This window comes from Ruegeria sp. CDSB114, from assembly GCF_059611025.1.
In genome coordinates this window covers 172161-185804 of record NZ_JBXWOT010000002.1, presented here as the reverse complement: position 1 = coordinate 185804, position 13644 = coordinate 172161, and the positions used below count along the sequence as shown (strand labels likewise).

At 58.0% G+C, this 13644-nt stretch carries 15 protein-coding genes; 11 read left to right on the top strand and 4 right to left on the bottom strand.

Features of this window, described 5'->3' with window-relative positions; genetic code table 11:
* The first annotated feature begins 18 nt into the window (after positions 1-18).
* The 11 genes from AC2FIP_RS08455 (at position 19) to AC2FIP_RS08405 (ending at position 9590) form a co-directional block, all read left to right on the top strand.
* A complete protein-coding gene (locus AC2FIP_RS08455) occupies positions 19-474 on the top strand; it encodes a universal stress protein (RefSeq protein WP_496785943.1) in 456 nt (151 codons plus the stop codon).
* Positions 475-484: 10 nt separating this feature from the next.
* Positions 485-1072: a 2-hydroxychromene-2-carboxylate isomerase gene (locus AC2FIP_RS08450; protein WP_496785941.1), complete on the top strand. Its 588-nt coding sequence runs from the start codon at positions 485-487 to the stop codon at positions 1070-1072.
* Positions 1073-1147: 75 nt separating this feature from the next.
* Positions 1148-1711, top strand: coding sequence for a NifU family protein (locus tag AC2FIP_RS08445; protein WP_142635545.1), 564 nt, complete (start codon positions 1148-1150; stop codon positions 1709-1711).
* The gene (tsaB, locus tag AC2FIP_RS08440; RefSeq protein WP_496785940.1) at positions 1701-2288 is read left to right on the top strand and encodes a tRNA (adenosine(37)-N6)-threonylcarbamoyltransferase complex dimerization subunit type 1 TsaB; all 588 of its coding nucleotides are present in this window, start codon (positions 1701-1703) and stop codon (positions 2286-2288) included. The genes AC2FIP_RS08445 and tsaB overlap by 11 nt, the downstream gene beginning before the upstream one ends.
* Complete coding sequence (locus tag AC2FIP_RS08435) at positions 2285-2698, top strand: GNAT family N-acetyltransferase (RefSeq protein WP_496785938.1); 414 nt, start codon at positions 2285-2287, stop codon at positions 2696-2698. Before tsaB ends, AC2FIP_RS08435 begins: the two co-directional genes overlap by 4 nt.
* 159 nt (positions 2699-2857) lie before the next feature.
* A complete protein-coding gene (locus AC2FIP_RS08430) occupies positions 2858-3856 on the top strand; it encodes a BMP family lipoprotein (protein WP_142635539.1) in 999 nt (332 codons plus the stop codon).
* Between the two features lie 92 nt (positions 3857-3948).
* Positions 3949-5478, top strand: a complete 1530-nt coding sequence (locus AC2FIP_RS08425) for an ABC transporter ATP-binding protein (RefSeq protein ID WP_496785937.1) — start codon at positions 3949-3951, stop codon at positions 5476-5478.
* A 1-nt stretch (position 5479) separates the two neighbouring features.
* Complete coding sequence (locus tag AC2FIP_RS08420; RefSeq protein WP_142635535.1) at positions 5480-6571, top strand: ABC transporter permease; 1092 nt, start codon at positions 5480-5482, stop codon at positions 6569-6571.
* 3 nt (positions 6572-6574) lie between these two features.
* On the top strand, positions 6575-7543 hold the full coding sequence (locus AC2FIP_RS08415; protein WP_142635533.1) for an ABC transporter permease: 969 nt from the start codon (positions 6575-6577) through the stop codon (positions 7541-7543).
* A 356-nt stretch (positions 7544-7899) separates the two neighbouring features.
* Positions 7900-8820: a sulfite exporter TauE/SafE family protein gene (locus tag AC2FIP_RS08410; protein ID WP_142635531.1), complete on the top strand. Its 921-nt coding sequence runs from the start codon at positions 7900-7902 to the stop codon at positions 8818-8820.
* Between the two features lie 2 nt (positions 8821-8822).
* Positions 8823-9590 (top strand): TIGR02186 family protein, encoded by a 768-nt coding sequence (locus AC2FIP_RS08405; protein ID WP_282021632.1) that lies wholly within the window; start codon positions 8823-8825, stop codon positions 9588-9590.
* Positions 9591-9594: 4 nt separating this feature from the next.
* Here the strand turns inward: AC2FIP_RS08405 and AC2FIP_RS08400 are convergent, their stop codons facing one another.
* From AC2FIP_RS08400 to AC2FIP_RS08385, 4 genes are all read right to left on the bottom strand, one after another.
* Positions 9595-10323: an SDR family oxidoreductase gene (locus tag AC2FIP_RS08400; protein ID WP_282021633.1), complete on the bottom strand. Its 729-nt coding sequence runs from the start codon at positions 10321-10323 to the stop codon at positions 9595-9597.
* Positions 10320-11852: an ATP-dependent DNA helicase gene (locus tag AC2FIP_RS08395; protein WP_496785936.1), complete on the bottom strand. Its 1533-nt coding sequence runs from the start codon at positions 11850-11852 to the stop codon at positions 10320-10322. Before AC2FIP_RS08395 ends, AC2FIP_RS08400 begins: the two co-directional genes overlap by 4 nt.
* Before the next feature lie 61 nt (positions 11853-11913).
* On the bottom strand, positions 11914-12552 hold the full coding sequence (locus AC2FIP_RS08390) for an acyl-homoserine-lactone synthase (protein ID WP_282021634.1): 639 nt from the start codon (positions 12550-12552) through the stop codon (positions 11914-11916).
* An 82-nt stretch (positions 12553-12634) separates the two neighbouring features.
* On the bottom strand, positions 12635-13354 hold the full coding sequence (locus AC2FIP_RS08385) for a helix-turn-helix transcriptional regulator (protein ID WP_496691781.1): 720 nt from the start codon (positions 13352-13354) through the stop codon (positions 12635-12637).
* Positions 13355-13644 lie beyond the last annotated feature (290 nt).

Here is a 13644-nt window from a genome sequence, read left to right as displayed (position 1 = left end):
AAATGAATGAGGACACCCATGCGCAAGTTCCTAGTGGTTCTGGATGACAGTCGCGAATGCCTGAATGCGATGCGATTCGCGGCTATGCGCGCGGCCCATACCGGCGGCGGCGTAACGATCCTGTCGGTCATCCCTCCGGATGAGTTCAACCATTGGATCGGCGTTGCCACAGTCATGCGTGAAGAAGCGCGCGAGCGTATCCATGCACATTTTGAGGTTTTCGCAAAATGGATGCGCGACAAGCAGGACGTTGATCCTGAACTGGCCATCCGCGAGGGTGAGCCGGTTGCCCAGATCATCGAGCATGTGCAATCCGACACGGATATCGGTGTCCTGGTTCTGGGCGCGGGCACTGACAAGAAGGGGCCTGGCCCATTGGTCACGCAGTTGACCAAGAACTCAGGCAGCCTGCCAATCCCAATCACCATTGTTCCCGGTGACCTGAGCAAAGAAAAGCTCGAAGCGATCACCTGAGGCCAGAGCGATGCAGCGCAGCATTCAATTCTGGTTCGAATTCGCCTCGACCTATTCCTATCTCAGCGCGATGCGTATCGAAGAGGTCGCCGCCCGCCATGGGGTGTCGGTCGAATGGCAGCCTTTTCTGCTGGGGCCGATCTTTGCAGCCCAAGGGTGGGATAATTCTCCGTTCAATCTGTACCCGGCAAAAGGCCGGTACATGTGGCGGGATATGGAACGCCTGACCGCCCAGCGCGGCTTGCCATTTGTCCGGCCCGATCCTTTTCCGCAGAACGGCCTGAAAGCGGCTAGGTTAACATTGGCGATTGAAGATCAGGGGCAAAAAGCTGCCTTTGTGCGCGCCGTCTATTCTGCCGAATTTGCCCAAAGACAGAACATCGCGGATGAGGCTGTTTTGGCCGGATGCCTCAGCTCAGCCGGGCTTGCCGCTGATTTACTTTCCCAGACCCAGAATCCGGCGATCAAAGCAGCGCTTATCGCGCAGACAAAAACCGCACAGGCCAAAGGGATTTTTGGCGCGCCCAGCTTTCTGGGCGGGGATGAGCTGTTCTGGGGCGATGATCGGTTGGACGACGCGATAAGCTTGGCTGCCTAAATTTAGAATCGTTCCAATTCTTGACTTCCAGCTCGTGGACCCGCATATCAGAGACAACAGATACGGAGCCGCGCCATGTTCATCCAGACCGAATCCACACCGAACCCTGCAACCCTGAAATTCCTGCCCGGCCAGACCGTGCTGGAAGCGGGCACTGCAGATTTCCCATCGGCTGAGGCTGCGGAAAAGTCGCCGCTGGCCAACCGCATTTTCGCTGTGAGTGGCGTGACCGGGGTATTTTTCGGCAATGACTTCGTGACCGTGACCAAAGCGGACGACGTTCAGTGGGACCACATCAAACCCGCCATTCTGGGCGCGGTGATGGAGCATTATCAATCCGGCCAGCCGATCATGGGAGCGGATGCCAATACGGCCTCGGGCCACGCTGAACACAGCGGCGAAGACGCCGAGGTGGTCAACCAGATCAAAGACCTGCTGGACAGCCGTGTGCGCCCGGCAGTCGCGCAGGACGGCGGCGACATCACGTTCCACGGCTTTGACCGCGGCGTTGTCTACCTGCACATGCAAGGGGCCTGCGCAGGCTGCCCATCCTCGACCCTGACGTTGAAGATGGGGATCGAAAACCTGCTGCGTCACTACATTCCCGAAGTGACCGAGGTGCGCCCTGTTGCCGTCTGAACCACTCATTCTGGCGTTTGACACATCGGCCGCGCATTGCGCGGCCGCTTTGTTGCGCGGTGACCGGATTGTGGCGTCTTGTGTCGAGCCCATGTCGCGGGGACAAGCCGAACGTCTGATGCCGCTGCTCGAAGAGGTGCTGTCATCAGAACAATGCTCATGGCGCGACCTGTCGGCAATCGGCGTTGGAATTGGCCCAGGCAATTTCACCGGCATCCGCATCTCGGTCTCGGCCGCGCGGGGTCTGGCCTTAGGTCTGGGGATACCGGCCATCGGTGTGTCGGGCTTTGACGCGCTTGCCACCCTGGACGGCGAGGCGTTGCCCGCAATTCGCGCGCCGAGAGATCAGGTCTATGTTTCGCAGCCTGATATGGAACCAGCACTGATCCAGCTTGATCAGGCAAAATCGCTGGGCACACTGATGTTCAACGACAACCCCAGCGCTCAGGTCTGCGCTATTGCCCGAGTGGCTGCACAAAGAAGGCTGACCAAGGCCGAGGCTCCCGCCCCTCTTTACATACGCCCCGCTGATGCGGCGCCCTCCAAGGACCAACCGCCGATGTTGCTGGACGGATGACTCCCGAAGAACTGGCAAATACTCACGCCGCAGCATTCACACAATCGCGCCCCTGGACCGCCACAGAGTTTGCAGAGCTGCTGCAGAATCGCTTTACCCATATCGTAGGTGATGCCCAGTCCTTTGCCCTTTTCCAGGTAATTGCAGACGAAGCCGAACTGCTGACGATTGCCACCCATCCCACAGTTCAGCGTCAGGGACTGGCTAGGAAACGTATGGTCGAATGGCACACGGCTGCCAAAAAACTGGGCGCTATCCGGGCGATTCTGGATGTTTCCATCGCCAACCAGCCCGCGATTACACTTTACAAGCATTGCGGGTATCGTGTGTGCGGCACGCGCAAGAATTACTATACGGTTGAAAATAATCAGAAAATTGATGCCATCGTCATGGAATGCAATTTAACCTGAGACAGGCCGCGAATTTTCTTGGACCAAATGGTCAAAAATCTGTTGACCGCGGCGGTTGCAAACGGCCTTAATTCCCGCCATCACAACGGTTATGCTCGCTAACAGTGGGTAAACGGGGCTATCTTGGCTCCGACCGAAAAAAACAAACGGGAGTAACAAATGACCCTGATGAAATCCTTGATGGGCGCCGCAGCGGCGGTTGCACTGACAGCGGGTGCCGCACTGGCCGAACCGGCACTGATCTTTGATCTGGGCGGCAAGTTCGACAAATCGTTCAACGAAGCCGCGCATAACGGCGCCTCACGCTGGGCGGAAGAAACGGGCGGCACCTACCGCGAGATCGAAATGCAGTCCGAAGCGCAACGCGAACAGGCCCTGCGCCGCTTTGCCGAAGCAGGCTCGAACCCGATCATCACCATGGGTTTCGGTATGGCTGACCCGCTCAGCGCGGTTGTTGCCGACTATCCGGACACGAAATTCGTTGTTGTCGACGTAACCTGGCTGGACGCGCCCAACCTGCGTCAGGTTGGTTTCGCTGAACACGAAGGCTCGTATCTGGTTGGTATGATGGCTGCGATGGCGTCCGAATCCGGAACCGTTGGCTTCATCGGCGGCATGGATGTTCCGCTGATCCGTCACTTTGGCTGCGGCTATGCTCAGGGTGCCAAGGCGGTGAACCCCGATATCAACGTGGTTGCCAACATGACCGGCACAACGCCTGCGGCATGGAACGACCCGGTTAAGGGCTCGGAACTGACAAAGGCACAAATCAGCCAGGGTGCCGACGTGGTCTATGCCGCCGCTGGCGGCACCGGTGTTGGTGTTCTGCAAACCGCTGCTGACGAAGGCATTCTGTCAATCGGTGTCGACAGCAACCAGAACCACCTGCACCCGGGCAAAGTTCTGACCTCGATGCTGAAGCGCGTGGACGTCGCTGTTTATGAGGCGATGAGCGCAGGCGAGAACGTTGAGACCGGCGTATATATCATGGGTCTGGCCGAAGACGGCGTTGGCTATGCGATCGACGACAACAACGCTCCGCTGGTTTCGGATGATATGAAAGCAGCAGTCGACAAAGCCCGTCAGGACATCATCGACGGCAATGTTTCGGTAGTCAGCTATTACGAGAACGACAGCTGCCCCGCACTGCAGTTCTGATATCACGCGGGTCGGGGGTGATGCTCCCGGCCCGATTCCACTTTGCTGCACCGGGATGACCGGGCAGTCCTTTCGGCAACTGAGGACAAGACATGACCGTCCCCGCCATTGAGCTCAAAGGGATATCCAAATCCTTTGGGCCGGTTCAGGCCAACAAAGACATTTCCATCAGCGTCGCCCCCGGTACGATCCATGGGATCATCGGTGAAAACGGTGCGGGCAAATCCACGCTGATGAGCATTCTCTACGGCTTTTACAAAGCCGACAAAGGTGAGATTTGGATCAACGGTCAAAAGACCGAAATCCCTGACAGCCAGGCCGCGATCGCCTCGGGCATCGGGATGGTGTTTCAGCATTTCAAACTGGTCGAGAATTTCACCGTTCTGGAAAACATCGTGCTGGGCGCCGAGGATGGCGGGCTATTGGCCCCGTCCCTGACCAAGGCCCGCAAAGAGTTGAAAGAGCTGGAAGAAGAATACGAGCTGTTCGTGGATCCCGACAAACGGATCGACGAGATCGGTGTGGGGATGCAGCAGCGGGTCGAGATCCTCAAGGCGCTGTATCGCAAGGCCGAGATCCTGATTCTGGACGAACCGACGGGTGTTCTAACCCCCTCCGAGGCGGATCAGCTATTCCGCATCCTCGACCGGCTGCGGGCCGAGGGGAAGACGATCATCGTGATCACCCACAAGCTGCGCGAGATCATGGAAAACACCGACACCGTGTCGGTCATGCGCCGCGGGCAAATGACGGCCACCGTGAAAACCGCCGAGACCAGCCCCGAAGAACTGGCCGAGCTGATGGTGGGCCGCAAGGTTCTGCTGCAGGTCGACAAGGTTCCGGCGCAGCCCGGTAAGCCCATCCTCGAGATTGAAAACCTGCGTGTTTTCGACAGCGCGGGCGTCGAGCGTGTCAAAGGCATCGACTTGAACGTGCGCGCTGGTGAGATCGTGGGCATCGCAGGCGTCGCCGGCAATGGCCAATCCGAACTGCTAGAGGTTCTGGGCGGGATGCGCCCGGGCCAGGGCCAGATCAAACTGAACGGCACGCCGCTTGCGCTCAGCGGGGTGGGGTCAGATGGCCAGGCGCGGCGCGCGCAGCACATTGCGCATGTGCCCGAAGACCGCCAGCGCGAAGGCCTGATCATGGATTTCCACGCCTGGGAGAACGTGGCCTTCGGCTATCACCGCGACCCGGTCTATAAGCGTGGCCTCTTCATGGATAACGCCGCCCTGCGCGCCGATACCGAAGCCAAGATCGAAAAATTCGATGTGCGCCCGCCGAACCCCTGGCTGTCGGCTAAAAGCTTTTCGGGCGGCAATCAGCAGAAGATCGTCGTCGCGCGTGAAATCGAACGTAACCCAGACCTGCTGTTGGTCGGTCAGCCGACCCGAGGCGTGGATATCGGGGCGATCGAATTCATTCACAAACAGATCGTCGATCTGCGCGACCAGGGCAAGGCGATCCTGCTGGTCTCGGTCGAGCTGGAAGAGATATTCTCGCTGTCGGATCGAATCGCGGTCATGTTTGACGGACATATCATGGGCGAACGCCTGCCCCATGAAACTGATGAAAAAGAACTTGGCCTGTTGATGGCCGGTGTTGCGGGAGAGGCAGCGTAACATGGAAAAAATGCCCAAATGGGCCGATGTCGTTCTGATCCCGGTGATCAGTCTGCTTCTGGCCGCAATCCTGTCGGCGCTGGTGATCCTCGCCATTGGTGAAAACCCGATCGAAGCGGTGAACCTGATGGTCACCGGCGCGCTGGGATCGACCTATGGCTGGGGCTATACGCTGTATTACGCCACGAATTTCATGTTCACCGGACTCGCTGTGGCGGTCGCCTTTCATGCACGGCTGTTCAACATCGGTGGCGAAGGTCAGGCGATGCTGGGCGGGCTTGGCGTGGCCGTGGTGTGCCTTTACATCGACTGGCCGCATTGGAGCATCGCCTTGCTGGCCGCCTGTGCCGCATCGATGGTGTTCGGGGCCGCTTGGGCGGCCATTCCGGCCTATCTGCAGGCCAAACGCGGCAGCCATATCGTGATCACCACGATCATGTTCAACTTCATCGCTGCTGCCTTGCTGAACTATATGCTGGTCAACGTCATGCGCCCGCAGGGCTCGCAAGACCCGGCGACTGCGCGTTTCCCCGAGGCGGTACACCTGCCGACGTTCCAGTCGATGTTCTCGACCGCTGAAAACGTCGTCTTCCGTGGCGCACCTGCCAATATCTCATTCTTTGTTGCAGTCCTGGCCTGTGTGATCGTTTGGGCGCTGATCTGGCGCACCCGGCTGGGTTATGAGATCCGCGCCTATGGGCATTCGGAAACCGGTGCCGTCTATGCCGGTATTTCTCCGGTTCGGATCACCATCATCGCCATGCTGATCTCGGGCGCGCTGGCTGGTCTGATGGCCACGAACAACGTGATGGGTGAGGCAGAGCGGCTGGTTCTGAACTCGACCGAGGGCGCTGGCTTTATCGGTATCGCCGTGGCGCTGATGGGCCGGTCCCATCCGTTTGGCGTGTTCCTTGCGGCGCTGCTGTTTGGTTTCCTCTATCAGGGCGGGGCCGAGCTGGCGCTATGGACGTCTATCCCCCGAGAGCTGATCGTAGTCATACAGGCCCTGGTGATCCTGTTCACCGGCGCCTTGGACAACATGGTCCGCATGCCGCTTGAGAAACTGTTCCTTGCCATGCGGAAGGAGGGCTAAGCGATGGATACTTTCGTTACCCTCATCCAGGTCCTCGATTCGACCGTCCGCTTGGCCACGCCGCTGTTGCTGGCATGTCTGGCCGGTCTGTATTCCGAACGCGCCGGTATTTTCGACATCGGGCTTGAGGGCAAGATGCTGATCGCGGCGTTCTTTTCTGCCGCCGTCGCCGCCGTGACCGGATCGGTCTGGCTGGGATTGCTGGCCGGAATCGCGGCCTCGCTTGTTCTGTCCGCATTGCATGGGGTGGCCTCGATCACCTTTCGGGGCAACCAGCTGATTTCGGGCGTCGCCATCAACTTTCTGGCCTCGGGGCTGACGGTCCTGATCGCGCAAAGCTGGTTCAAGCAGGGCGGGCGTACCCCCTCGCTGTTTGGCGGAGGGCGCTTTGAACCGATCACTTTCCCTTTTGCGGATGCCGTGAGCGATGTCCCTTTCCTTGGGCCAATCTATTCCGAGCTGCTGTCCGGCCATTCAATCCTTGTCTATGTGTCATTCCTCCTGGTCCCGACAACCTGGTGGGTTTTGTACCGCACCCGCTTTGGCCTGCGCCTGCGCGCGGTGGGTGAAAACCCAGCCGCTGTGGATACGGCCGGGGTTTCTGTCGTTGGGCTGAGATTTGCGGCTGTCGCGATCTGTGGCGTGCTGTGCGGCATTGCGGGTGCCTATCTGGCCACGGCCCTGCAAGCTGGATTCGTCAAGGAAATGACTGCCGGTCGCGGGTTCATCGCGCTGGCGGCGCTGATCTTTGCAAAATGGCGGCCATGGCACGCGATGTGGGCTTGCCTGCTGTTCGGACTGTTGCAAGCCGTTGCGTTGCGGTTCCAGAATATTGACCTAGGTGGCGTGGTGATTCCTGTGCAAGTCATGGATGCGCTGCCATATATCCTGACCGTCGTCATTTTGGCCGGCTTTGTCGGCAAGGCCGTTCCACCGAAAGCCGGTGGCGAACCCTATGTAAAAGAGCGGTAATAGGTCCAGTTTGAAACACACGTCAGTCCTGTTCGCTGCATGGCGGCATGTAGAGTTGATTTTACATGCCGCAACGGCTCTAAAGGGGCATGGATGTGTTTCCAGTGACAGCTGATTTGAGAGAGTTTCTCGCCGGGGTGCCGGATGCTAGGTCTTGCGCTTGGTCTAAGGGGATACTCCCTGTCAAAACGCCTTCTGCGGATGCACAGTTTCAGACTGGTCCAAGCCGCCAGCCCTGCTCTACCCTGCCTCGCCAAGGGCGTGATTCTGCGCGTCAGATACGAACCCTTTCACAAATTCCAGAAGTCGAATGTGTCACATTGCGCGACGCAGCTGGCCCTAATTACTAGTACCTCATGCAAATTTACCTTCCTATCGCTGAAGTTTCCGTAAACGCCTTTCTGCTGCTTGGGTTGGGCGGCATGGTCGGCATCCTGTCAGGGATGTTCGGGGTCGGCGGCGGGTTTCTGATGACCCCGCTGTTGTTTTTCATTGGCATCCCACCAGCAGTTGCCGTAGCCACCGAAGCGAACCAGATTGTCGCCTCGTCCTTTTCTGGGGTTCTGGCCCATTTCCGCCGAAAGACGGTCGACCTGAAGATGGGCACGGTATTGCTGGTCGGGGGACTGATCGGTGCTGCGTTCGGGGTGGTGATCTTCAACTATCTCAAAAGCCTCGGACAAGTCGATTTGCTCGTAACCCTGTGTTACGTGGTCTTTCTGGGCGTCGTCGGCAGCTTGATGTTCATCGAAAGCCTGAACGCGCTGCGTAAATCCAAAAAGGGCACCGCCGCCCCTGTTGCACGTCGTCAGCGCGGCTGGATTCACGCGATGCCGTTCAAAATGCGGTTCCGTACATCGGGCCTCTATATCTCGGTCATCCCCCCCGTCCTGGTCGGGCTTAGCGTAGGTATCCTTTCTGCGATCATGGGTGTCGGAGGCGGCTTTATCATGGTTCCTGCCATGATTTACCTGCTGGGAATGCCCACCAAAGTCGTTGTCGGCACCTCCCTGTTCCAGATTATTTTCGTAACAGCGTTCACCACGATGCTGCACGCGACAACCAACTACACAGTCGACATTGTTCTGGCTGTGTTGTTGCTGGTCGGCGGCGTGATCGGGGCGCAGATCGGAACGGTGATCGGCGCACGAATGCCTGCCGAGCAGCTGCGCGTATTGCTGGCTGCACTGGTCTTGGTGGTTTGTGGCAAACTGGCGCTGGATCTGCTTCTGGAACCCTCCGAGCTGTATTCGCTTGGCGTCGCAGGAGGGCACTGATCATGCTCCGACGGTTGATCCTGCTGCTTGCGTTTTGTGTCACCCCGGCTATGGCCGAGGAAGAGCAGGTTGTACTTGGTCTAAGTCAGGACCGGGTTGCAATCACGGCGAACTTCGATGGCTCGGAAATTCTTATTTTCGGTGCCGTAAAACGTGAAACACCGATCCCTTCCGGCCCACCGCTTCAAGTTATCGTGGCCGTTGCAGGCCCCTCTAGCCCGGTGACGGTCCGGCGAAAAGAACGCAGGCTGGGTATCTGGGTCAACACCGACAGCGTCCTGGTCGACCTTGCGCCCAGTTTTTATGCGGTTGCCACCAGCGCTCCGCTTACAGAAATCCTGTCAGATACAGAAGACCTGCGGTACAGGATCTCGATTGAACGGGCCATTCGGTCAGTGGGTGCCGCGATGAATATCCGGGGCGCGCAGAATTTTGCCGAGGCCGTCGTTCGCATCCGTGAGGATGAGGGCCTGTATTCTATCCGCGAAAATACGGTTGCGGTGGACGAGCAGACATTGTTCCGAACCTCAATCGACATGCCAGCCGATTTGACCGAAGGCGCCTATTTCGCGCGCATATACCTGACCCGCGGCCGAGAAGTTGTTTCCCAGTTCGAGACCACAATCGACGTGCGGAAGGTCGGGCTGGAACGGTTCCTCTACAACATGTCCCGTCAGCAGCCGGTCTGGTATGGCCTGATGTCTTTGGTCATCGCCATCGCGGCGGGTTGGGGAGCGTCCACAGCCTTCCGACTATTGCGCGAGAACTAACGCCCTATCCACGCCCGATATAGGGCATCGTAGTGGCCATAACGGTCATGAACTGGACGTTTGCCTCTGCAGGCAAAGACGCCATGTGCAGTACAGAACGTGCGGCATCATCAACAGCCATCGTCGGGTCGGGCTGCTGCCCTCCCGCGATGGCGTTTTCAACCAGGTTTTGCACCATCTGTGTTCGCGCGTTGCCAATATCGATTTGACCACATGCGATACCAAAGGCGCGCCCGTCCAGTGATAGGCTGCGTGTCAGGCCTGTTATCGCGTGTTTCGTAGCGGTGTAATGGACCGAATTCGGACGCGGTACATGCGCGGCGATCGAACCGTTATTGATGATCCTCCCCCCTTGCGGGGCCTGATGCCGCATGATGCGGAAGGCTTCGCGCGCGCTCAGGAACATCCCGTTCAGGTTCACGCTGACGCTCTGGTACCAATCCTCCAACTGGATTTCGTCTATCGTGCCGCCGGGGGCAAAGATTCCGGCATTATTGAATAATACGTCAAGACGTCCCGCCTCATTCTGGAATGTCTCGAAAGCACCCGAAACAGCGGTGGGGTCGGTAACATCGGTCACCAAGGGGATCGCATTCTTGTGCCTTTCAGCCAATTCGTTCAGCACATCCGCGCTGCGCGCCAGCAGCCCGACCGCCCAGCCCTCGGCCAAAAACAGCTCGGCAGTTGCCCGTCCGATACCTGAACTGGCGCCTGTGATTATGATGGATTTCATATCTCTTCGGCCTCTAGGGTCAGCGCCGCCGCCGGAGCCGCGCGCAAATCATCCACGCGCAGCGGATAAGTGGGCTTGGCCAGCCTGTTGCGCACCACCCAAATCAACCTTTCTTGCGCCCGCGTGATCGCAACATAAGCCAGACGTTTCCACAAAGGTTGCCCAGCCTCGGTTCGCCCCATCCGGGCAGCCGCATATATATCCGGCGCAAACACCTGTACCGTGTCCCACTGCGACCCCTGCGCCTTGTGAATGGTCACTGCTGCGCCATGCAAAAAGGTTGCCCCCATACGCGCTGCAAATGGAATAAACGGTTCTTCCTCATCAGGCATTTCGATTTTGACAATCGACGCTGCACTGACCTGAGGATCCTCGGCCCCCATCACATGCAGGCGCGAAAACCCCGGTTTTCGTCCTGGCCCCAGATAGATGACCTGAGCACCCTTGATTAGCCCGCGCGCCTCAAGATCCAGTCTTTTCTTGCGGTGCTTCAGCGGCAGTTCGATTCCATCGCAAATCAGCGGCTCTCCCGCCAGAAGCTCGGTGTCGGGTGCAGCGTGAACATTGCGGAAGGCCTGAATCAAGCGAATTCGGGTGGCATTTCGCCAGACCAGAACCGGGCTGCGGGCCATTAGGTCAACTTCAACACGCTGCCCCCAAACAACACGGTCATCCTGTCGGGCGGTCTGTTCGACAAGCCGTTCAAAATCCTCAAACCCCATCTGAGGGTCGGCCAGCGCATGCGCGAGGTCCAGGATCGGGTTGTCTGCCGTCTGCCTGTGGACCCTGTGCAATACCTGCTTTCGCGGCTCGGGCAGCGTCTCGAATACCATGCTGCCGGACTGATTGACCGGGGCGAGCTGCGCCGGATCGCCAAAAAGCAACAGGGTCGGAAAGATCTCTTTCAGGTCTTCGAACTGCCGGTCATCCAGCATCGAGGCCTCATCTACAAAACCTATGTCCAGCGGCTCCTCCCGACGCTTCCAGCCGGTGATAAAGTCGGACCCACGAAGGCCCGCAGCGGCCAGCGCGCCGGGGATCGACTTGTTGTTCTGATAAAAAGCGGCCGCCCGGTCCAGGGCTTCGTCAGTCAACCCTTCAACCTCGGGGCGTTCATCGTTGCCCGCCAGCCATTCGGCAATGCGTTCATATTCCGGGTCATATACCGGCGTATAGAGGATGCGGTGGATCGTGGTCGCAGGCACACCCCGCAGGCGCAAAACACTGGCGGCCTTGTTCGTTGGCGCAAGAATGGCCAAGCTGCGTTTCTCGCGCGCTTTGCGGCTTTCGAAATCACCGGAAACAATCTGAAGACCCGCGTCGGCCAATGCTTTGTAAAGCTCTGCCAGCAGTAGCGTTTTCCCTGAACCCGCCTTGCCGATCACGGCCATCACCCCGGATTCGCCATTGCCGGGCATTTTCAGCAGAGCATCATCATCCAAGTCCACACCAGCAGATTTCAGCATCTCGGAAATGCTGTCATAGGCGGCGGCTTGATCGTCAGAAAAGGTTACTGTGGGTATAGACATGGCGCGACCCTACAGGGCCACGCCAGCTATCGCCAGATATGGAATTGGCTTTCAGACCCCGTCAGGCGGACAGGGCAAACCGGTGTTGCCGGACAGTGCCAAACGCGGCTTTGAACCACATCCTGGACAGCTCACGTGGGATGCCCGCCCGTTCAGCCACCCGATTGCAATCCTCGGCCGAATAGGGCCAGAGCCCAACCGAAATCTGATCACGCCCTTTCCCTTGCGACCCCAGAACGACTGGAGACGATCCGATCAGACGGTAGATCCGAATCATGCGCGCATCAAAGACGCCAGCAATATGGGTCAGCCCGAACCCTTCCATGATTTCGCCGCCACTCAGCATGATGGCACCGGCAGTATGGGCACTGGCCGTTCGTGACAGGCAGAACCGCGTCACCTCCCAGATCAGCGGGCTGTGGACAGGCTTACCTCCTGTCAGATGCCCAAACACCTCATTCACCATGACAGGTCCTGTCGTCGGCAAAACCCGCATCGACCCCCCATGGCTGCCATCCTCTTCTTCCCAGATGACATAGAGCGGATTCAGGTCATCATACTGATCCCGCTCTTCTCCTTTTTCGTCCACGTGAACATCCCAGCCCAGCCGTGTTTTGAACTGATCCGCTCGATCCCGGAACATCCCTTGGGCCAAATTCGGAAACTTATGTAGTTCGTCGGCAAACAAATAGCGCAACATGACTTTTCCCCTTGTCGTCCTGTGCAGGAACGAAGGGGGTACAAAGTCGTGGTTAATTTCCCGTTTTTCGCGCGCGCGCTTGTTAAACCACTATTAATCCACGGCTGAGTGCTGTTGCGATGGCATGGGTTGTGTTCTGCGCCCCAAGCTTGGCACGCGCACTTTCAATATAGACACGCAGCGTATGTTCCGAGATTGACAGTGAGTGCGCGACTTGTGCCCGGCTGTATCCAAGCGCCAGCAAGGTCATGGCATCCGTCTCACGAGGCGACAGGCCCCGGGTCGTATCCGGCTGCCTGTCGGTTTCGAACTCCAGAGCCTTTCGGTTAAAGTAATGCGCGATCAAAATCAGCTCGCGGCCATGGGCCTCGATGAAGGACTTCCATTTCTCATCATCACATGAGTGATTCACTGTGAATAAGGCAAACTGGCCGTTCGGCCCCCGGATGGGGATCGAATAACCCTGATTGCCAACTCCATGTTCAAGGGCATCTTGCAAAAAGGCTTTCGCCACTTTTCCAGACCAGTCCAGCAATTTCCAGTCAACCGGGTGGAACCGTTGGAAACACCCCAGGATCACCGGATCTATGCGGTGATAATTCCGCTCACGGTATCGCTCGGCCCAAGCGTCCGGGTAAGTTGTATAGCCGTATTGATCCCCGGCACCATCAACCCAATGATAGATAAGATGTTCAACCTGCAGCCGGTCGCGCAATCGAACGGCTACATCGCCCAACTCGTCAAGCGTGTTGGTGCTTTCCAAGTCCTCTAGGACCTGACTCATGTCGAGTTGTGTTCCCATTCGCGGGCGCCTGTGCCTTATCCTGCATGGACGCAATCTCGGCCGCTGCGATCAACTTGGTATCATCAAGCTGCTCGGCAAGTGCGGTCAAACCGTTTTCAACAGCGAAGGCGTTGAGGTCCGACAAAACGTCCAGTATCCACTCATTATGCGCCATCTAAAGTCTCTCCGAAACGGTTAACGAAGGGTTAACACAACCATAACATGTGAGATGCTTTTAAGCCTATTCACTGGTTTCTACTCCCCAAAACTAGCGGGTCACGATTTCGCAACTCACTGTAATTATTGCC